This window comes from Nocardioides sp. SR21 (assembly GCF_022761125.1).
In the GTDB taxonomy this organism is placed as follows: domain Bacteria; phylum Actinomycetota; class Actinomycetes; order Propionibacteriales; family Nocardioidaceae; genus Nocardioides.
Window position 1 is genome coordinate 321,703 of sequence record NZ_JAKWJR010000004.1, and the last position, 17,390, is coordinate 339,092.

At 72.1% G+C, this 17,390-nt stretch carries 22 protein-coding genes; 10 read left to right on the forward strand and 12 right to left on the reverse strand.

Going from position 1 to position 17,390, the window contains the following annotated elements:
* Positions 1–14 precede the first annotated feature (14 nt).
* The 3 genes from MJ604_RS09895 to MJ604_RS09905 are packed head-to-tail and all read left to right on the forward strand — an operon-like array spanning position 15 to position 2,595.
* Positions 15–1,283 (forward strand): DUF445 domain-containing protein, encoded by a 1,269-nt coding sequence (locus MJ604_RS09895; RefSeq protein WP_243058175.1) that lies wholly within the window; start codon positions 15–17, stop codon positions 1,281–1,283.
* Positions 1,280–2,344, forward strand: coding sequence for a DNA glycosylase AlkZ-like family protein (locus tag MJ604_RS09900; protein WP_243058176.1), 1,065 nt, complete (start codon positions 1,280–1,282; stop codon positions 2,342–2,344). Before MJ604_RS09895 ends, MJ604_RS09900 begins: the two co-directional genes overlap by 4 nt.
* 5 nt (positions 2,345–2,349) lie before the next feature.
* Positions 2,350–2,595, forward strand: coding sequence for an RNA-binding S4 domain-containing protein (locus MJ604_RS09905; RefSeq protein WP_243058177.1), 246 nt, complete (start codon positions 2,350–2,352; stop codon positions 2,593–2,595).
* 1 nt (position 2,596) lies between these two features.
* Here the strand turns inward: MJ604_RS09905 and MJ604_RS09910 are convergent, their stop codons facing one another.
* A complete protein-coding gene (locus tag MJ604_RS09910; protein WP_243058178.1) occupies positions 2,597–2,965 on the reverse strand; it encodes an FKBP-type peptidyl-prolyl cis-trans isomerase in 369 nt (122 codons plus the stop codon).
* A 78-nt stretch (positions 2,966–3,043) separates the two neighbouring features.
* Between MJ604_RS09910 and MJ604_RS23830 the strand changes: the two genes are divergently transcribed.
* Complete coding sequence (locus MJ604_RS23830; RefSeq protein WP_279235680.1) at positions 3,044–3,166, forward strand: hypothetical protein; 123 nt, start codon at positions 3,044–3,046, stop codon at positions 3,164–3,166.
* 783 nt (positions 3,167–3,949) lie between these two features.
* Here the strand turns inward: MJ604_RS23830 and MJ604_RS09915 are convergent.
* The 3 genes from MJ604_RS09915 to MJ604_RS09925 all read right to left on the reverse strand — a co-directional run bounded on the left by MJ604_RS09915 (position 3,950) and on the right by MJ604_RS09925 (position 6,835).
* Positions 3,950–5,131 carry an HNH endonuclease signature motif containing protein gene (locus MJ604_RS09915; protein WP_243058179.1) on the reverse strand — a complete coding sequence of 394 codons (1,182 nt, stop codon included), beginning with the start codon at positions 5,129–5,131 and terminating at the stop codon, positions 3,950–3,952.
* A gap of 362 nt (positions 5,132–5,493) precedes the next feature.
* Positions 5,494–5,925 carry a CBS domain-containing protein gene (locus tag MJ604_RS09920; RefSeq protein ID WP_243058180.1) on the reverse strand — a complete coding sequence of 144 codons (432 nt, stop codon included), beginning with the start codon at positions 5,923–5,925 and terminating at the stop codon, positions 5,494–5,496.
* Positions 5,926–5,965: 40 nt separating this feature from the next.
* On the reverse strand, positions 5,966–6,835 hold the full coding sequence (locus MJ604_RS09925; RefSeq protein ID WP_243058181.1) for an inositol monophosphatase family protein: 870 nt from the start codon (positions 6,833–6,835) through the stop codon (positions 5,966–5,968).
* A 51-nt stretch (positions 6,836–6,886) separates the two neighbouring features.
* Here MJ604_RS09925 and MJ604_RS09930 point away from each other — a divergent pair, with 51 nt between their 5' ends.
* On the forward strand, positions 6,887–7,318 hold the full coding sequence (locus MJ604_RS09930; RefSeq protein WP_243058182.1) for a DUF2231 domain-containing protein: 432 nt from the start codon (positions 6,887–6,889) through the stop codon (positions 7,316–7,318).
* Here MJ604_RS09930 and rsgA read toward each other — a convergent pair.
* The 4 genes from rsgA to MJ604_RS09950 are packed head-to-tail and all read right to left on the reverse strand — an operon-like array spanning position 7,315 to position 11,513.
* The gene (gene rsgA / locus MJ604_RS09935) at positions 7,315–8,304 is read right to left on the reverse strand and encodes a ribosome small subunit-dependent GTPase A (RefSeq protein ID WP_243058183.1); all 990 of its coding nucleotides are present in this window, start codon (positions 8,302–8,304) and stop codon (positions 7,315–7,317) included. The two genes, MJ604_RS09930 and rsgA, sit on opposite strands and share 4 nt — an antisense overlap.
* Entirely contained in the window at positions 8,301–9,596 is a 1,296-nt protein-coding gene (gene aroA, locus MJ604_RS09940; RefSeq protein ID WP_243058184.1) for a 3-phosphoshikimate 1-carboxyvinyltransferase, read from the reverse strand. Before aroA ends, rsgA begins: the two co-directional genes overlap by 4 nt.
* 10 nt (positions 9,597–9,606) lie before the next feature.
* Positions 9,607–10,107, reverse strand: coding sequence for a DoxX family protein (locus MJ604_RS09945; protein ID WP_243058185.1), 501 nt, complete (start codon positions 10,105–10,107; stop codon positions 9,607–9,609).
* Between the two features lie 23 nt (positions 10,108–10,130).
* Positions 10,131–11,513, reverse strand: a complete 1,383-nt coding sequence (locus MJ604_RS09950) for a sigma-70 family RNA polymerase sigma factor (RefSeq protein WP_243058186.1) — start codon at positions 11,511–11,513, stop codon at positions 10,131–10,133.
* A gap of 196 nt (positions 11,514–11,709) precedes the next feature.
* Here MJ604_RS09950 and MJ604_RS09955 point away from each other — a divergent pair, with 196 nt between their 5' ends.
* From MJ604_RS09955 to rsrA, 5 genes are read left to right on the forward strand one after another with little or no spacing between them, the layout of a single operon-like run.
* Positions 11,710–12,324 carry a hypothetical protein gene (locus MJ604_RS09955; RefSeq protein ID WP_243058187.1) on the forward strand — a complete coding sequence of 205 codons (615 nt, stop codon included), beginning with the start codon at positions 11,710–11,712 and terminating at the stop codon, positions 12,322–12,324.
* A gap of 23 nt (positions 12,325–12,347) precedes the next feature.
* Positions 12,348–13,088: an SOS response-associated peptidase gene (locus tag MJ604_RS09960; RefSeq protein WP_243058188.1), complete on the forward strand. Its 741-nt coding sequence runs from the start codon at positions 12,348–12,350 to the stop codon at positions 13,086–13,088.
* On the forward strand, positions 13,085–13,729 hold the full coding sequence (locus MJ604_RS09965; protein WP_243058189.1) for an alpha/beta family hydrolase: 645 nt from the start codon (positions 13,085–13,087) through the stop codon (positions 13,727–13,729). Before MJ604_RS09960 ends, MJ604_RS09965 begins: the two co-directional genes overlap by 4 nt.
* On the forward strand, positions 13,726–14,427 hold the full coding sequence (locus MJ604_RS09970) for a sigma-70 family RNA polymerase sigma factor (protein ID WP_374458345.1): 702 nt from the start codon (positions 13,726–13,728) through the stop codon (positions 14,425–14,427). Before MJ604_RS09965 ends, MJ604_RS09970 begins: the two co-directional genes overlap by 4 nt.
* Complete coding sequence (gene rsrA, locus MJ604_RS09975) at positions 14,424–14,705, forward strand: mycothiol system anti-sigma-R factor (RefSeq protein ID WP_243058191.1); 282 nt, start codon at positions 14,424–14,426, stop codon at positions 14,703–14,705. Before MJ604_RS09970 ends, rsrA begins: the two co-directional genes overlap by 4 nt.
* A gap of 58 nt (positions 14,706–14,763) precedes the next feature.
* Here the strand turns inward: rsrA and MJ604_RS24400 are convergent, their stop codons facing one another.
* From MJ604_RS24400 to MJ604_RS09990, 4 genes are read right to left on the reverse strand one after another with little or no spacing between them, the layout of a single operon-like run.
* Positions 14,764–14,838, reverse strand: coding sequence for a 50S ribosomal protein bL37 (locus MJ604_RS24400; RefSeq protein ID WP_369759046.1), 75 nt, complete (start codon positions 14,836–14,838; stop codon positions 14,764–14,766).
* Between the two features lie 59 nt (positions 14,839–14,897).
* A complete protein-coding gene (locus tag MJ604_RS09980; protein WP_243058192.1) occupies positions 14,898–15,269 on the reverse strand; it encodes a thioesterase family protein in 372 nt (123 codons plus the stop codon).
* Positions 15,269–15,769: a GNAT family N-acetyltransferase gene (locus tag MJ604_RS09985; protein WP_243058193.1), complete on the reverse strand. Its 501-nt coding sequence runs from the start codon at positions 15,767–15,769 to the stop codon at positions 15,269–15,271. The genes MJ604_RS09980 and MJ604_RS09985 overlap by 1 nt, the downstream gene beginning before the upstream one ends.
* Positions 15,762–17,387, reverse strand: a complete 1,626-nt coding sequence (locus tag MJ604_RS09990; protein WP_243058194.1) for an acetolactate synthase — start codon at positions 17,385–17,387, stop codon at positions 15,762–15,764. The genes MJ604_RS09985 and MJ604_RS09990 overlap by 8 nt, the downstream gene beginning before the upstream one ends.
* Between the last annotated feature and the right edge of the window lie 3 nt (positions 17,388–17,390).

The following is a 17,390-nucleotide window of genomic DNA, read 5'->3' on the forward strand; positions in this document are numbered from 1 at the left end:
GAGGATGGCGAGCGATGACGACCACAGCGATCCCCCTGATCACGCCGGACCCCGCCGCGGACGACGAGCGCCGCCGTGGGCTGCGCCGGATGCGCACCCTGGCGGTGTCCCTGCTGGGCTTCGCCGCCGTCGTGTACGTCGCGACGCTGGGGCAGGACGGGTTCCTCGGCTTCGTGAACGCCGGCGCCGAGGCCTCGATGGTCGGCGCGATCGCGGACTGGTTCGCGGTCACCGCGCTGTTCAAGCACCCGCTCGGGCTGCCGGTCCCGCACACCGCCCTGATCCCGAAGCGCAAGGACGAGCTCGGCAAGGGGCTCGAGGAGTTCGTGGGGGAGAACTTCCTCCACGAGGAGATCATCCGCGAGCGCGTCGCCTCGGCCACGATCTCGCTGCGGGTGGGGCGCTGGCTCGCCGTACCGGAGCACACGCAGCGTGCCGCCGACGAGATCGCCGACGTCGCGGTGCTCGCGCTGAACCGCGTCCGCGACGAGCACGTCGAGGGGCTGATCCGCGACGCGCTGGTGCCGCGGTTCCACGAGGAGCCGATCGCGCCCCTGCTCGGCACCATGCTGGAGGAGGCGGTCCGCGACGACCTCCACCACGGGCTCGTCGACCTCGGCCTGGTCGAGCTGCACCGCTGGCTGGTCGAGAACCCCGACACCGTCACGCTGATCCTGGGGGAGCGGGCGCCGTGGTGGGCGCCGACCCGGCTCAACGACGCGGTCACGTCGCGCGTGCACCGGGAGCTCGTGCAGTGGGTCGAGGACATCCGCGACGACCCGCACCACCACGCCCGGCAGGCGATGGACTCGATGCTCGCCCAGCTCGCCCACGACCTGCTCCACGACCCGGCCACGCAGGAGCGCGCCGAGCGCTTCAAGGACCGGCTGCTCGACCACCCGCAGGTCCTCGCGTCGAGCGTCTCGCTCTGGAACGCGCTGCGCCGCTCGCTGCTGGCCTCGCTCACCGACCCGGCCGGCGCCGTACGCCAGCGGCTGCTGTCCGAGCTGTCGTCGTTCGCCGAGCGGCTGCTGGCCGACGAGGCGCTGCGCACGCGGCTGGACGGCCTGGCCGCCGACGCCGCGGTGTTCGGCGTCGAGCGGTACGGCGCCGAGGTCACCACGATCATCACGACCACGATCGAGCGGTGGGACGGTAAGGAGGCGGCCCGCCGCATCGAGCTGCACGTCGGGCGGGACCTGCAGTTCATCCGGATCAACGGCACGATCGTCGGCGGTCTCGTCGGTGTGCTGATCCATGCTGTCTCCGGGACGATCGGATGACCCTGGAGCTGTCGCGCGACGACGCGAGGCGGATCGCGGTGCGCGCCCAGCTGCTGGACGCGGAGCGCCCGACCGACCTGCTCGAGGTCGCGCGGCACCTCGCCGTGATCCAGGCCGAGCCGACCAGCCCGATCGCGCCCAGCGCCGACCTGGTGCTGTGGAGCCGGCTGGGGTCGTCGTACGACGTCGACGAGCTGCGCGACGCGATCGACGAGCAGGCGCTGATCGAGCACCAGGGCTTCATCCGGCCGGTCGAGGACATGCGGCTCTTCCGCGCGGAGATGGCGGTGTGGCCGGGCGCCGGGCCGCTCAAGGACTGGGAGGTCGAGCGCGCGGAGTGGGTGGAGGCCAACAACGGCTGTCGGCTCGACGTCCTGGACGCACTGCGCTCCGACGGGCCGCTGCCGACCAGCGCGCTGCCCGACACCTGCGAGGTGCCGTGGCGCTCCAGCGGCTGGAACAACAACCGCAACGTGCAACGGCTGCTCGCCCTGATGGTCCAGCGCGGCGAGGTCGCGACCGTCGGCCGTCAGGGACGCGAGCCCTTGTGGGACCTCGCCGACCGGGTCTACCCCGACGACCCGGTGCCCGACGTGGAGTCGGCGCGGCAGGAGCTGGCGGAGCGCGAGCTGCGGGCGCACGGCATCCTGCGGAGGAGCGCGGCGGGGGAGCCCGCGGTGGTCGACGGCGTGCGCGGCACGTGGAGGGTCGATCCGACCCTGCTCGACACCTCGTTCACCGGTCGGGCCGCGCTGCTCTCGCCGTTCGACCGACTGGTGCAGGACCGCAAGCGGCTGGCCGACCTGTTCGGCTTCGACTACCAGCTCGAGATGTACAAGCCGGTCGAGCAGCGGCGCTGGGGCTACTACGCGCTGCCGGTCCTGTACGCCGACCGGCTCGTCGGCAAGCTCGACGCGGCCGCCGATCGGGCCGAGGGGGCGCTGGTCGTCCGTGCGCTGCACGAGGACGATCCGTTCACGCCCGACATGGAGGCCGCCGTCTGGGCCGAGGTCGACGACCTGGCGCGATGGCTGGACCTCGACGTCGTACGGGCAGAATGAGCGCCATGGCCGAGCCGTTCGACGTACCCATCCGTGACGAGTCCATCCGGCTCGGTCAGTTCCTCAAGCTCGCCAACCTCGTGGAGAGCGGCGCGGAGGCGAAGCCCGTGATCGCCGACGGTGCGGTGCTGGTCAACGGGGAGGTCGAGACCCGCCGCGGCCGGCAGCTGGTCAAGGGCGACGTGGTCACCCTCGGGCCGCAGTCCGCGCGGGTCTCCGACGAGTCGGCCTACGACGACCTGCCCTGGTAGGTCAGCGGACCGACAGCAGGTCGACGACGAAGATCAGCGTCTCGCCCGGCTTGATGACCGCGCCGGCGCCGCGGTCGCCGTACCCCAGGTGCGGCGGGATGACCAGCTGGCGGCGACCGCCGACCTTCATGCCCTGCACGCCCTGGTCCCAGCCCTGGATGACCTGACCGATGCCGAGCCGGAAGTCCAGCGGGGCGCCGCGGTTGTACGACGCGTCGAACTCCTCGCCGGTCGAGTGGGCGACGCCGACGTAGTGCACCGACACGGTCGAGCCGGCGGTCGCCTCGGCGCCGCTGCCCTCGGTGATCTCGGTGACCACGAGGTCGGCGGGCGGGTCGAAGTCGGGGAAGTCGATCTCGGGCTTGTCCATGCGACCCACCCTAGCGAGCGTCACTCGGCGCGAGCGTGTCGAGCACCGGCCGGCGGGTACTGGTCGTGCATGAAGCTGATGAGGACAGTGGCGCTCGCCGGCGTCGCCAAGAAGATGTACGACGAGTCCCGCAAGCCCGAGAACCAGGCCCGGATCAAGGCCGCCATCGCGAAGGTGCGCGATCGGCGCCACCGGCGGTGACCTGCGAACGCAGCGGGTTCATCGGTATGGGTGAGGACGGGTCTTGGGGGCGAGGCGTAGCGTCGACAGCGAGTGCTCGCGACGCGGAGACCTGATGCCCTGGGGCCGGTTTCGCGTCCATCCCTCTCTCGGGCGGGTGCTCACCGGAGGATCACCGGAAGCAGCGAGGTGTCACTCCGGTGGTCCCGGTCGCCGCTGCCGGTCGGGGCCAGGGGCCGCGGAGTGTGGGCATTTGCCCAGATCAGCACTCAGCGGCCCCACCCCACCCGATGACCGCTCAGCGGACGGCGCCGCCGAAGAACACCTGGATCTCCACGATCTGGCCGTCGGCGACGGTGATCAGCTCGGTGTTGCGGTGACTTGGCGGCCTGCGGGTGCGTGGGCGGTACCGGTTCCTGATTTCGGATTACGGGGTCACCGCGGTCTGTGGGTCACCGGAAGGTGGTGACGGCGGTAGGTCGGCTTGCGGGTCCGCTCGCGTCGACCGTTGTGGTCACCGTTGGAAGACGGCTTCGGTGGCTGAGGTGCGAGCGCTGGCGAGCCTCGTAACCACCTGCATGTGGCGCCCGACGGCCCGCGCGGATCGCGGTGGCTAGGCGGCTTGCGGGTGCGTGGGCGGTGCCGGTTCCTTGATTGTCGGATTACGGGGTCACCGCGGTCTGTGGTCACCGGAAGGTGGTGACGGCGGTGGGCCGGCTTGCGGGTCCGCTCGGGTCGACCGTTGTGGTCACCGTTGGAAGAACACGACGAATGCCCCGCCGGCCGTGGTCGGCGGGGTGGGGGTCAGCGGATATGTCGGTCGACGCGGACGTGGTAGCTGCAGCCGGTCGGGCTGGTCCAGGTGAAGGTCCGTGGGCCGGTGCGGTGGTAGGTCCAGGCGGTGAAGGTCTTCACCCGGTGATGGTGACGGCACAGGGGCGCGAGGTTCCGGGTGTCGGTGCGACCGATCGGGAACTCGGTGATGTGGTCGTTGTCCGCGGAGCGTGACCTGCGGCTGCAGCCGGGGAACACACACCGCGGGAAGGTCAGGACGACCTGCTCCTGCTGCCGCTCCGTCGGCGTGTAGGCGTCGGTGGCGAGGTCCTCGTTCAGGTCCAGCACCGGCCGGACCGTCACCGTGGTGCCGGCGGTCTGGCACCACTGCTGGACCTGCTCCGGAGTCACGACGGTGCGGGTGTTCTCGACCTCGACCATCCGGGAGTCGGCCTGGGCGTGGGTGTAGATCACGACCTCACGCTCGGCGTCGCTGTCACCGCTGCCGAGCATCCCCGCGGCGATCGAGCGGCGGACGTCGATCGGGAGGGCGGGGTCGAGGGTGGCGGCCTTCGCCTTCAGGTTCTCGTCCAACGCGACCGCGTCGGCGAGGTCCATGACCCCGGCGACGGGGACCTGTCCGGTCGAGGTGACCTGGCGCCAGTAGAACGTGAGGTGCCGGTGCTCGGCGTCGGCTTGGCGGCGTTGTTCGGCAGCTTGGGGGTCGAACTCGGCACGGGCTGCTTCGACGGTCCGCTCGATCTGGGCGAACGTGCACGTGTGCAGCACCGGCGCGAGCGCGCGGTCCACGAACGCCGCCGCATCGACCGGCAGCGACTTGGTCTGCTGCGCGAACTTGCGGGCCTTCCACGACGCAACATCCGCGCCGAGCACCCGTGCCCAGGTGCGTGGGAGCCGGTGCGCCAGCTCGACCGCGTCCCCGATGAACACCCGGCCGGCGTCGGTGTTCATCCCGACCGCCAGGGCGAACTCCGCGATCGAGAACTCCGCCACCGTCGGGGCCTCGTCGCCGGCGACCTCGAGCTCCCGCTCCTCCCAGGACCGCGACGCGTCCACGACGTCGCCGGGGTTCAGTGCCGCCCACTCGACGGCGAGCTGCAGCTTGTCGATCTCGGCTTTCACGGCGGCGGCTTGGCGTTGGCGGGCGACCTTCAGCACCTGCTCACGAGTGAGAGTGCTGGTCGTCGTCATGGTTCAACCCAAGCAGGGACCACCGACAGTGAGGCCCCGGAATCCCTTGTTTTGACCGGGATGTGGACACTTTCGAGAAATAGTTCGGAGGATTTCGGTGGTCGTTTCGAGGCCCACCGCCGGAAAGCCGGGAAGCAGCGCCAGCCCGAAGCCGCCGTATCCGCGTAAAAGCCCTATCGGTCGCAACCACCAGCAACCCGCAGGCGACCGAGAGTCAGCTGGTTTCGAGGCTCGCTAGCCCTCGCACCCCAACCACCGAGCCCCACCACCGCAAGCCGGGAAGCAGCGCCAGCCCGAAGCCCGCCGTACCGTGTAAAAGCCCTGTCGGTCGCAACCACCAGCAACCCGCAGGCCACCGAGACTCAGGTCTGGTGCACGTAGCTGTCGAGCTGGTCGCGCTCGAACTCGAGCTGGTCGATGCGGTGCTTCACGACGTCGCCGATGGAGATGATCCCGACGAGGGCGTCGCCGCGGACGACGGGGACGTGGCGGATGCGGCGGTCGGTCATGGTCTTCATCAGCTCGTCGACGAGGGTGTTCTCGTCGCAGGTCTCGACCGCGGTGGTCATGATCGCGCTGACGGTGTTGTTGATGACGGTGCCGTCGCGGTGCAGGTGGCGTACGACGTCGCGCTCGCTCACGATGCCCTGCAACGTGGTGCCGTCGGAGCTGACGATCAGCGCGCCGACGTTGTTCTCGTCGAGCAGCGCTATCAGCTCGCGCACGCCGGCGTCCGGGCTGATCGTGACGATCACCTGGCTGGGCTTGGCCTGCAGCACCTCACTGATCCGCATGGCTTCGACGGTACTGGCGCGCGGCCACGCAGTACAGAGGTCACTCCCTGGATCGGTGCATCCTCAGGTCCGACACCGAGCCCGGGCCGGTACGTCGCGAGTCCGGGTCGTCGTCGTCGTGCGGCATCGAGCCGAGGAACGACAGCGCGGCCTCGTGCAGGTGACCGTTGGTGGCCAGCGCGTTGCCGCCGAACGGCCCGTCGGTGCCCTCGAGCGAGCTGAAGCGCCCGCCGGCCTCGCGCACGATGATGTCGAGCGCCGCCATGTCGTAGACCTCGAGCTCGGGCTCGGCGGCGATGTCGACGGCCCCCTCGGCGAGCAGCATGTACGACCAGAAGTCGCCGTACGCCCGTGTCCGCCAGCAGCGTCGCATCAGCGTCATGAAGTCCTCGAGCTGGCCGCGCTCCTCCCAGCCGTGCAGGGAGGAGTACGACAGGGACGCGTCCTCGAGCCGGCGTACGTCGGACACCTGGCAGCGGGTCGCCTTGAGCAGCGACCGGCCGGTCCAGGCGCCGTTCCCGGTCGAGGCCCACCAGCGCCGGTTCAGCAGCGGCGCGGACACGACGCCGAGGACGACCTCGTCGTCGACGACCAGCGAGATCAGCGTCGCCCAGACAGGGACGCCGCGCACGAAGTTCTTGGTGCCGTCGATCGGGTCGATGACCCAGCGGCGCTGGCTGTGCCCGGTCGAGCCCTGCTCCTCGCCGGTGATCGCGTCCCGGGAACGGACCCGGGAGAGAGTACGCCGGATGCTCTCCTCGACCGCCTGGTCGGCGTCCGTGACCGGGGTCAGGTCGGGCTTGCTCATCACGTGCAGGTCCAGCGCCTTGAAGCGCGCCTCGGTCAGGGAGTCCGCGTCATCGGCCAGCACGTGAGCCAGCCGGAGATCGTCGGTGTAGTCAGTCGACACGCCGCCAGCCTATTCACTGAACGCTCCGGGGTGGGGGACCGTGTACCAGTCATGGAGATCAACGGCCTCCCACTTCACCCCCTCGTCGTCCACGCGGCGGTCATCTTCGGCCCCCTCGCGGCCCTCGCGGCGCTCGCGTACCTCGTGCCGCGCTGGCGCGACGTGATGCGCTGGCCGATGGTCGTGCTCGCGGTGGTCGCGACCGGCGCCCTCGTCCTCTCGTACTTCTCGGGCGGCGACTTCCTCGACAGCAGGTCCGAGCTCCGCCAGCTCCCGCAGGTGCAGGAGCACGAGGACCTCGGCGAGCAGCTGCTCTGGATCAGCCTCGCGTTCGGCGCGGTCGCGGTCGTCTCCGGCTGGCTCCACGCCCGCACCGGAGCGCTCCGCGTCGTGTTCGACGTGCTGCTCGCGGTGACCGCGGTCGTGCTGCTGGTGTGGGTGTTCCGCACCGGCGAGGCCGGCGCCCGCGCCGTCTGGGGCTAGTAGACCGACTCGCTCCGCGCGGCCAGCAGCCGCCGGAACGACGCGACCCGCTCCGGGTCCGCCGTACCCGCCTCGACCGCCTCGTCGAGCCCGCACTCCGGCTCGTCGGTGCCGTGGGTGCAGCCGCGCGGACAGTCCTCGGTCATCTCGTCGAGGTCCGGGAACGCCTCGATCAGCCGTTCCGGCTGCACGTGCGCCAGGCCGAACGAGCGGATCCCCGGGGTGTCGATGATCCAGCCGGCCCGGTCCGGCAGCTCGAGCATGAACGCCGAGGTCGACGTGTGCCGCCCGCGGCCGGTGACCGCGTTGACGACGCCGACGTCGCGGTAGGCGGTCGGCACCAGCGCGTTGACCAGCGTCGACTTGCCGACGCCGCTGGACCCGACCAGCACGCTGGTCCGCCCGTGCAGCCGCTCGCGCACCTCGGTCAGGTCGCCGCCGCGCTCGGTCACCACCCACGGCACGCCCAGCGACCGGTACGTGCCCAGCAGCGTCTCGGGGTCGGCGAGGTCGGCCTTGGTCAGGCACAGCAGCGGCTGCATGCCGGCGTCGTACGCCGCGACCAGCGCGCGGTCGATCAGCCGGGGCTGGGGCTCGGGGTCGGCGAGCGCGGTCACCACGACCAGCTGCTCGGCGTTCGAGACGATCACCCGCTCGACGGGGTCGTCGTCGTCGGCGGTACGCCGCAGCGTCGTGACGCGCTCGCGCACCTCGACGATGCGGGCCAGGGAGCCGTCGTCGCCGGACGTGTCGCCCACGACCCGGACCCGGTCGCCGACCACGACGCCCTTGCGGCCCAGCGGCCGCGCCTTCATCGCCATCACCTTCTGGCCGTCGATGAGCAGCGTGAACCGGCCCCGGTCGACGGTGACGACCACGCCGTCGATGGCGTCGTCGTACGTGGGACGTTCCTTGGTGCGCGGACGGGTACGCCGACGGGGACGGTCGTAGTGCTCGACGTCGTGGTCGGAGTACCGCCCGGTCACGACGGAATCAGCCCCGACCAGAAGCCCGCGAAGTCGGGGAACGTCTTGCCGGTGGTGCCGATGTTCTCGACCAGCACGTCCTCGACCGCGGCGCCGATGATCACGCCGGCGTGCGCCATCCGGTGATCGGCGTAGGTGTGGAACACCCCGCCGTGCAGGGCCGCCGGGTTGATGCTCAGGCCGTCCGGGTGCTCGGTGACGTCCGCGCCGAGCCCGCCGAGCTCGGTCGCGAGCGCCGCGAGCCGGTCGGTCTCGTGGCCGCGGATGTGCCCGATCCCGCGCAGGTGCGACGGGCCCTCGGCCAGTGCGCACAGGGCGGCGACGGCGGGGGTGAGCTCGCCGACGTCGTGCAGGTCGACGTCGAGGCCGAGCAGCGTGCCGCTCCCGGTCACCTGCAGCCCCTCGTCGGTGAAGCCGACCTCGCAGCCCATCGTGGTCAGGATCTCGCGCAGCGCGTCGCCGGCCTGCGTGGTGGAGCGCGGCCAGTCGCGCACGGTCACGGTCCCGCCCGACACCGCCGCGAGCGCGAGGAACGGCGCCGCGTTGGAGAGGTCCGGCTCGATGACGTGGTCGACCGCGCGGATCGGGCCGGGCGCGACGGTCCAGCGGTTGGCGTCTGCCCCTGATGACGGGGCGTCGACCTCGACGCCGTGCTCGCGCAGCATCGCCACGGTCATGTCGATGTGGGGGAGCGAGGGCACCGGCTTGCCCTCGTGGCGTACGTCGACGCCCTCGTCGTACCGCGCCCCGGCGAGCAGCAGCGCGGAGATGAACTGCGACGACGCCGACGCGTCGACCACGACGGTCCCGCCGCGGACCGAGCCGGAGCCGCGGACCGTGAACGGCAGCGCGTCGCCCGGGACGTCGACCCCGAGGCCGCGAAGCGCGCCGAGGATCTCGCCGATCGGCCGCTTGCGCATGTGCGGGTCGCCGTCGAACGACACCGCGCCGGTCGAGAGCCCCGCGATCGGCGGGACGAAGCGCATCACGGTGCCGGCCAGCCCGCAGTCGACGGTCGCGTCGCCGGTGAACGCGCCGGGGGTGACCGCCCAGTCGTCGCCGGAGGTGTCGACGGTGGAGCCGAGCGCGGTGAGCGCGGCCGCCATCAGCAGGGTGTCGCGCGAGCGCAGGGCACGCCGTACGACGGACGGGCCGTCGGCGATCGCCGCGAGCACGAGCGCGCGGTTGGTGAGCGACTTGCTCCCGGGCAGCGACACGACGGCGTCGACGGGGTGGCCGGCGCGGGGCGCGGGCCAGGGATCCTGCCAAGAGTCATGCTGGGCGTCGCTCACCCGCCGAAGCCTAGTGGCGCAGGTGAGCGTCCTTCGCGAGACGTCTTGCCTCGCGGCGCGCGTCCTTCGCCGCGCGCCGGGCCCGCCAGGCCACGCCGGGCTTGCCGTCGGTGTCGCCGGCGGCGATGACCAGGCCGCCGAGCACCGAGATGTTCTTGAAGAAGTGCAGCCGCTGCTGGGTCTTCTGCGTCGGGTCGTCGATCTCCCAGTACCGGTGACCGGCGATCGTCGTCGGCACCAGCGAGGCGGCGAGCACCGCCGCCGACAGCCGCGGCGCTCGGCCGGTCGCGAGGGCGAGGGCGGCGCCGATCTGCACGCCGGCGTTCACCCGGACCAGCGTCTCGGGGTCCTGGGGCACGGGGATGCCGGCCTTGCGCATCACCGGCACCAGCCGGCTGGTCACCGGCTCGGCCTTCGGAGCGGCCGCGGACGGCTTCTTCAGGGCGGCGGCGGAGCCGACCAGGAAGATCGACGCGAGCATCGGGCGGGCGATCAGTCTGCTGACGGTCATGGGTACTTCCTACCCACACTCGGTCATGGCAATGCAGGAGCGGGAACCGTCGCGTCGATGACGACCGGCGGCAGTCCGAGAACGCCGACGGTGGCACCGACGCCGATCCCGTCCGGGCCGATCGAGGCCTCGACGCCGATCTGCGCGAGCGGGGACTGCGGCGGCACCGTCGGCACCTGGCTGGGTCCACCGCTGGGCTGACCGCTGGGCTGACCGCTGGGCTCGCGGGTCGGTCCACCGGTGGGACCGCCCGTCGGGCCTGCGGTCGGACCGTCCGACGGCTCGGTGCCGGGGTTCGTCCCCGGGTCGACGGAGTCGGGGCTGGCGGTCGGCGTGGGCGCGGACCGGGCCGGTGCGGTTCCCCCGGCAGCGCCCACCCGGACCCGCTCGGCGGGCAGCACCGGGTCGGTGGTCGACGGGGCGGGCAGGTCGGTCATGACCGGCGTGCTCTCGACGGCTCCGTCCGGCCGGTCCTGGCGCATCGTCACGAACAGGCCGGCCGCCACGACGGCCGCGGCTGCGCCGGCGACGGCGGCCGTCGGGCCGTAGGACACCACCGCGTCGCGCGCCCGCCCGGCCAGCACGGTCACCGCGCCGGTCGCGGCGGCGACACCACCGGCCGACGAGGCGCCGACGTACGCCGCCGCCGCGCTGCCGAGCAGCAGCGGGGCCAGCAGCGCGCCGAGGCGGGAGTTGACCTCGGTGAGCTCGAGGTAGAGGGCCGCGCACCGCCGGCACCTCTCGAGGTGCTCCTCGACGCGGCCGTTGTCGCGGCGCGAGAGCCCGCCGCGGACGTAGGCGCCGAGAGCGGCGCGGGTGCGCGCGCAGGCGTCCTCGTCGACGTCCGCGGCGTGCATGGAGAGGTAGGCCTGGCGCAGCCCCTCGCGGGCGCGGTAGGCGAGCGCGGAGACGGAGTTCGCGGTCATGCCGAGCAGCAGCGCGACCTCGGCCGGCTTCTGCTGCTCGACCTCGGTGTGCCAGAGCACCAGCTGCCACCGCTCCGGCAGCGAGGCGAAGGCGCGGGAGGCCGCGGCGCTCTCGAAGCCCTCGACCGCGGTGTCGCGGAACGGCACGCCGGGGTCGAACGGCGTCAGGTCGCCGGTGGTGTGCAGGCGGGCCGTCGAGCGGATCCGGTCGACGTGCAGGCGGCGTACGGCGGTCAGCAGGTAGGCGCGGAACGCGAGGTCGGGGCCGCCGCCGCGCTGGAGGACGACCAGCACCTTCGCGAACGCCTCGGACACCAGGTCGTCGACGTCGCCGGGCGGCACCAGCTGCCGGGCGAGCCGGCGGGCGGCGTCGACGTGCCGGGCGAAGAGCTCGCCGTAGGCGTCGACGTCACCGCCCCGGACGGCGGAGATCAGCTCGCCGTCGCTGGGGCCGTCGATGGTCGAAATATGGCTGGCCACAACCCTTCAACGGCGCACGAGGAGAAAAGAAACGAAAAACCTCTGAGTTCCGCGTCACGTACCGCGCGCCCGCCCGTTTCATCGCCGCAGACCAAGTGAGGGGGCCACCGTGGGATGGTTCGCGAGTCGCGGACGATGTGGGGCCACGGGCGACCCCGAAGCAAGAGGGGAGCTGTCTCCGGAGCAACGTGCGGCCGTGCCGCCGCGCTTCGAGGCAGTGGGGGAGACCCTTGCTTCGGGGTCGGGCGCCTCCTCGTCCTGCGAGGTGGTCGGCGCCGAGCTGGCCCGCGACGGTCTGTCGCTCGCCGAGGCGCTCGACCTGCTCGCCGAGACCACCGCTCTCGTCCGTGGTGACGAGCCGACCTTCTCCGAGGCCCGGGCGCTCGGCGTCGCGTGGAGCGAGGCGACGCTCGGCTACCTGCACAGCCTCTCGTGCGACGACCCGCTGACCGGGCTGGCCAGCCTCGCGCACCTGCGCAGCCGGCTCTCCGAGGTCTACCGCGCCGCCGAGGGGCGTCCCGCCGACCACGCCCTGGTCGTGGTGGTCACGCCCGATCCCGAGGCCGACGTGCTCACCCGCTCGATGCGGGTCGCCCAGCTCGGTGACACGGTGCGCACCGTCTTCCCGGGCGCCGAGACGATCGGGCACGTCGCTCCCGGCCGCGTCGCGGTGCTCGCCGGTCGCGACGACCGGATGGCGCGCCGGGTCGGCCTGCTGCGCGAGATGCTCGAGGCGCGGGTCTGGATCGAGGGCCTGCCCGAGACCGACGAGGGTGCGGCCGCGCTGCTCGACGAGCTCACCCGGGTGTAGCCGCGCCCCTCTAGAGTGACCGCATGTGCGGTCGCTACGCGTCGAGCCGTCGTCCTGAGGACCTCGTCGAGGAGTTCGACATCGCCGACGTGCGCATACCCGCGCCCCTCGAGGCCGACTACAACGTCGCTCCCACCAAGGAGGTGTACGCCGTCGTCGAGCGGCCGCCGTCGAAGGAGAGCGAGGAGCCGCCTGAGCGCCAGCTGCGCGTGCTGACCTGGGGACTGGTGCCGTCGTGGGCCAAGGACCCCTCGATCGGCAACCGGATGATCAACGCCCGGATGGAGACCGTCGCGGAGAAGCCGGCGTACAAGAAGGCCTTCGCGGTACGCCGCTGCCTGCTTCCGGCCGACGGCTACTTCGAGTGGTACCCGACCGAGGAGAAGACCAAGGCGGGCAAGCCGAGGAAGCAGCCGTTCTTCATCCGTCCCAAGGACGGCGGCGTGCTCGCGATGGCGGGGCTGTACGAGATCTGGCGCGACCCGACCAAGGCCGAGGACGCCGAGGACCGGTTCCGCTGGACGTGCACGGTGATCACGACCGAGGCCGAGGACTCCGTCGGCCACATCCACGACCGGATGCCGCTGATGGTCGAGCGGGACCGGTGGTCGGAGTGGCTCGACCCGCGCTCCGGTGGGGACACCGGCCTGCTGGTGCCCGCGGCGCCCGGGATGCTGGAGGCGTTCCCGGTGTCGACGCTGGTGAGCAACGTCCGCAACAACGGGCCCGAGCTGCTCGAGCCGCTGCCGCTGGAGGACTCGTGACCGAACGCCGGATCGACACCCCGCACGGCGAGGCGCGCCTCGTGACCGCGAGGGCGCGCAGCCCGTACGCCACGCTGCTGCTCAGCCACGGCGCCGGTGTCGGCATCGACACCGCCGACCTCGAGGCGCTCGCCAAGCACCTGCCGCACAACGGCATCACCGTGGTCCGGCTCGAGCAGCCGTGGCGGGTCGCCGGCAAGAAGGTCGCGACCCCGCCGCCGACCCTGGACGCCGGGCTGACCGCGGCCGCCCAGCAGCTGCGCAGCAAGTCGCCCCTGGTGATCGGCGGGCGTTCGGCCGGCGCCCGGTCCGCGGCGCGCTGCGCGCACGACCTCGGCGCGGCCGGCTGCCTGGCGCTGGCGTTCCCGCTGCACCCGCCGGGCAAGCCGGAGAAGTCGCGGCTGCACGAGCTGCGCGGCGCTCGGGTCCCCACGCTGGTGATCCAGGGCGAGAAGGACACGATGGGGCGGCCCGACGAGTTCCCGCAGGAGACCGACCTCGCCGTCGTACCGGCCGCCGACCACTCGTTCAAGGTGGCCAAGAGCGCGCCGGTGTCGCAGCAGGATGTGCTCGAGATCATCGTCGAGTCCACGCTCGAGTGGCTCACCCGCGAGATCGTCGGGAATGAGCGGCCCGCCTGACGCGTTCCGTCATCATGCTGGCTGTGCTCGAACGCCCCACGTCGGGGCTAGTCTGGGAGACGATGACAGACGCCACTGAGACGACCCCGGAGGTCGTCGACCTCGCCACCGAGTCGGAGGCCGACCGCACGGCGCGCTTCGAGCGCGACGCGCTGCCGTTCCTCGACCAGCTCTACTCCGCCGCGATGCGGATGACGCGAAACCCCGCGGACGCCGAGGACCTCGTCCAGGAGACGTTCGCGAAGGCGTACGCGTCGTTCCACCAGTTCAGGCCCGGCACGAACCTCAAGGCCTGGCTGTACCGCATCCTGACCAACACCTTCATCAACAACTACCGCAAGAAGCAGCGCCAGCCGCAGCAGTCGATGTCCGAGGACGTCGAGGACTGGCAGCTGCACCGTGCCGAGTCGCACACCTCCACCGGGCTCCGCTCGGCGGAGATGGAGGCGCTCGAGCACCTGCCCGACTCCCAGGTCAAGGACGCGCTGCAGCGCCTGCCCGAGGAGTTCCGGCTCGCGGTGTACCTCGCCGACGTCGAGGGCTTCGCCTACAAGGAGATCGCCGAGATCATGGACACGCCGATCGGGACCGTCATGTCCCGGCTCCACCGCGGCCGCCGCCAGCTGCGCGACCTGCTCTCGGACTACGTGCGCGACAACGACCTGATGCCCGTCGGGCCCGAGGGAGGCGCGTCGTGAGCCACACGCACGGCAACGAGCCCACCGCGAGCGAGTGTGCCGACTTCCTCGAGCAGATCGTCTACTTCCTCGACAACGAGCTGGACCAGGCCGACTGCGCGGTCGTCCGCCAGCATCTCGACAGCTGCAACCCGTGCCTGGAGAAGTACGACCTCCAGCGCACCGTGAAGTCCGTGGTCGCCCGCTCCTGCTCGGAGGCGGCGCCCGACGAGCTGCGGCAGAAGGTGCTGTTCCGGATCCGCGAGGTCCAGGTCCAGATCCAGGTCACCGAGAGCTGACCCACACAAGCGAGAACCCCCGGACCGGATCGGTTCGGGGGTTCTGTGCTTGATGCGCTCAGGCGTTGGGGCGCTTGCCGTGGTTCGCGCCCTTCTTCTTGCGAGCGCGGCGCTTGCGGCCGGTCTTGCCCATGGTTTTCCTCCTGATCGAGACGTCTGTGGCCCGGGGGCCACGGACGAGTCTCTCAAACGTCAGGCGCTCGGACCAACTCGGCTCATGAACTTCGCCTCATCGACCACCACGCGGGTGACCTCGCCGGTGCCGATCACCTTGCCGCCGACGTTGCGGGCGCCGACCGTGAAGCGGTGCAGCCGGCCGTCGACGTACGACGCGCTCGCGGTCACCTCGACGTCCTGGCCGACCGCGCTGGCCGCGACGTGCTCGAGCTCGATCCGGGTGCCCACGCTGGTCGATCCCTCCGGCAACGTGGGGTCGATCGCGGCGCAGGTGGCCGCCTCGCACCAGGCGAGCAGCCGGGGCGTGCCGAGCACCGGCAGGCTGCCGGAGCCGACCGCGGCCGCGGTGTCGGCGTCGGTGACGGTGAACGTGAGCGTCGCGTCCATCAGGGCCTGCCCTCGAGCTCCACCCGGAACGCGATCAGGTCGACGCCGGGCACGGGGGACCAGTCGCGCTCGGGGAGCCGAGCGAAACCGAGCCGCTCGTAGACCCGGTGCGCGGACGTCATCTCCGCCAGGCTGGACAGCACGATCGCGTGGGAGCCGGCCTCGCGGAACCGGTCGAAGACCAGCTGCATCAGCGCCTCGCCGACGCCGCGCCGCCGGGCGGCGGGGTCGACCGCGAGCATCCGGAACTCGCCCTCGCCGGGCCGGCCGATCTCGCGCCACGGGGACCCCTCGGGCGTGATCGTCACCGTGCCGACGACCGCGCCGTCGAGCTCGGCGAGCCACAGCTCGGCCTCCCGGTCGCGGGTGGCCGCGTCGCGCAGCTTCGCGATGTAGCCGTCCTCCGGCCCCTCGGTGAACTCCTCGTACGCCGCGACCGTCACCGCGCCGACCGCGTGGTGGTCGGCCGGCGTCGCGCGGCGCAGGCTGACGTCAGACACCGAAGCTGTTCCGGGGGTACGTCGCGTTCACGTCGGTGATGACGTTGACGAGGTACGGCACGCCGGAGGCGAACGCGCGGTCCAGCGCCGGACCGACCTCGCGCGGGTCCGTCACGGTCTCGCCGCCACCGCCGAGCGCGCGCACGACCGCGTCGTACCCGGTCTGGGGCGCCAGGTCCGCGATCACGTCGTACCCGTAGAGCATCTGCATCGGACCCTTCTCGAGGCCCCACGCGGAGTTGTTGCCCATCACCATCACGACCGGCAGGTTGTGGCGCACCAGTGTGTCGACGTCCATCAGCGAGAAGCCCGCGGCGCCGTCGCCGAGGAGCAGCACGACCTGCGCGGAGGGCCGCGCCAGCCGGGCCGCGATCGCCGCGCCGAGTCCGGCGCCGAGGCAGCCGTACGGGCCGGGGTCGAGCCAGCCGCCGGGCCGCTTGGGCTCGACGAACTTGCCGGCGAAGCTGACGAAGTCGCCACCGTCGCCGATGACCACGGCGTCGTCGGCGAGCCGCGGGACCAGCTCTCCGTAGATCCGGGCCGGGTGGATCGGGTCGGCCTCCGCGCCGAGCAGCGCGGCGTCGCGCTGGACGGCGGCCGCGACGGCGCCCTGCAGGTCGCCGGTCCACGCGGACCAGTCCGGAGCCTGCAGCGCGTTCAGCAGCCCGTCGAAGACCGACGTGAGGTCGCCGGACACCGAGCCGGCGAGCGCGGCGTGCGTCGAGACCTGGCCGGGGGAGTCCGCGACGTGCACGACCTTCGCGTCCCCGAACACGCCGTACCCGAGACGGAAGTCCAGGGGCGTGCCGACCACGACGACGAGGTCGGCCTCCTTGAGTGCGTGGCTGCGCGCCTTGGTGACCAGCAGCGGGTGGCCGCCGGGCACGATGCCGCGACCCATCCCGTTGGTGATCGCGGGGATCCTGGCGGTCTCGACGAAGCGGAGCGCGGCCTCCTCGGCCCGGTCGGCCCACACGTCGGTGCCCAGGATCATCACGGGACGTACGGCGGCCGCGAGCAGCCCGGCGACCGTGGCGATCGCGTCGGGGTCGGGGTCGGCGCCGCGCTGCGGGGCGACTGCGGGGAGGGTGCCGGTCGCGGAGTTGAACAGCTCGTCCATCGGCACGTCCACGAAGACCGGGCCGCGGTGCGACGAGCCGGCGGTCACGAACGCCTCGTGCATGCCGTCGAGCACGACGTCCGCGGTCGGGATCGTGCGGGCCAGCTTCGAGACCGGCGCGAAGATCGGGGGCTGGTCCAGCTCCTGCAGCGCACCGGTGCCCCAGCGGCTCTGCGGCGCGCGGCCGCCGACGACCACCATCGGCGAGCCCGCGAACTGTGCCTGCGCGACCGCGCTCAGCCCGTTCGTGGCGCCCGGGCCGGCGGTGAGCACCGCGAGACCGGGCACCCGGGTGAGCTTCCCGGTCGCCTCGGCGGCGAACGCCGCCGTCTGCTCGTGGCGCACGTCGAGCAGCCGCATCGGGGTCTCGGCCTTCACCGCGCCGTCGTACAGCGGGAAGACGTGCGCGCCGGAGAGGGTGAACATGGTCTCGACGCCGTGGGCCTGGGCCACGGAGACGGCGAGCTCGCCGGCGTGACCGGTCAGTTCGGAGGACATGCC

What these genes read in the sequence shown, in the direction of transcription:
- MJ604_RS09895 (WP_243058175.1), top strand. Translation starts at nt 15, where the DNA reads ATGACGACCACAGCGATCCCCCTGATCACGCCGGACCCCGCCGCGGAC.
- MJ604_RS09900 (WP_243058176.1), top strand. Translation starts at nt 1,280, where the DNA reads ATGACCCTGGAGCTGTCGCGCGACGACGCGAGGCGGATCGCGGTGCGC.
- MJ604_RS09905 (WP_243058177.1), top strand. Translation starts at nt 2,350, where the DNA reads ATGGCCGAGCCGTTCGACGTACCCATCCGTGACGAGTCCATCCGGCTC.
- MJ604_RS09910 (WP_243058178.1), bottom strand. Translation starts at nt 2,965, where the DNA reads ATGGACAAGCCCGAGATCGACTTCCCCGACTTCGACCCGCCCGCCGAC.
- MJ604_RS23830 (WP_279235680.1), top strand. Translation starts at nt 3,044, where the DNA reads ATGAGGACAGTGGCGCTCGCCGGCGTCGCCAAGAAGATGTACGACGAG.
- MJ604_RS09915 (WP_243058179.1), bottom strand. Translation starts at nt 5,131, where the DNA reads ATGACGACGACCAGCACTCTCACTCGTGAGCAGGTGCTGAAGGTCGCC.
- MJ604_RS09920 (WP_243058180.1), bottom strand. Translation starts at nt 5,925, where the DNA reads ATGCGGATCAGTGAGGTGCTGCAGGCCAAGCCCAGCCAGGTGATCGTC.
- MJ604_RS09930 (WP_243058182.1), top strand. Translation starts at nt 6,887, where the DNA reads ATGGAGATCAACGGCCTCCCACTTCACCCCCTCGTCGTCCACGCGGCG.
- MJ604_RS09945 (WP_243058185.1), bottom strand. Translation starts at nt 10,107, where the DNA reads ATGACCGTCAGCAGACTGATCGCCCGCCCGATGCTCGCGTCGATCTTC.
- MJ604_RS09960 (WP_243058188.1), top strand. Translation starts at nt 12,348, where the DNA reads ATGTGCGGTCGCTACGCGTCGAGCCGTCGTCCTGAGGACCTCGTCGAG.
- MJ604_RS09980 (WP_243058192.1), bottom strand. Translation starts at nt 15,269, where the DNA reads ATGGACGCGACGCTCACGTTCACCGTCACCGACGCCGACACCGCGGCC.
- MJ604_RS09990 (WP_243058194.1), bottom strand. Translation starts at nt 17,387, where the DNA reads ATGTCCTCCGAACTGACCGGTCACGCCGGCGAGCTCGCCGTCTCCGTG.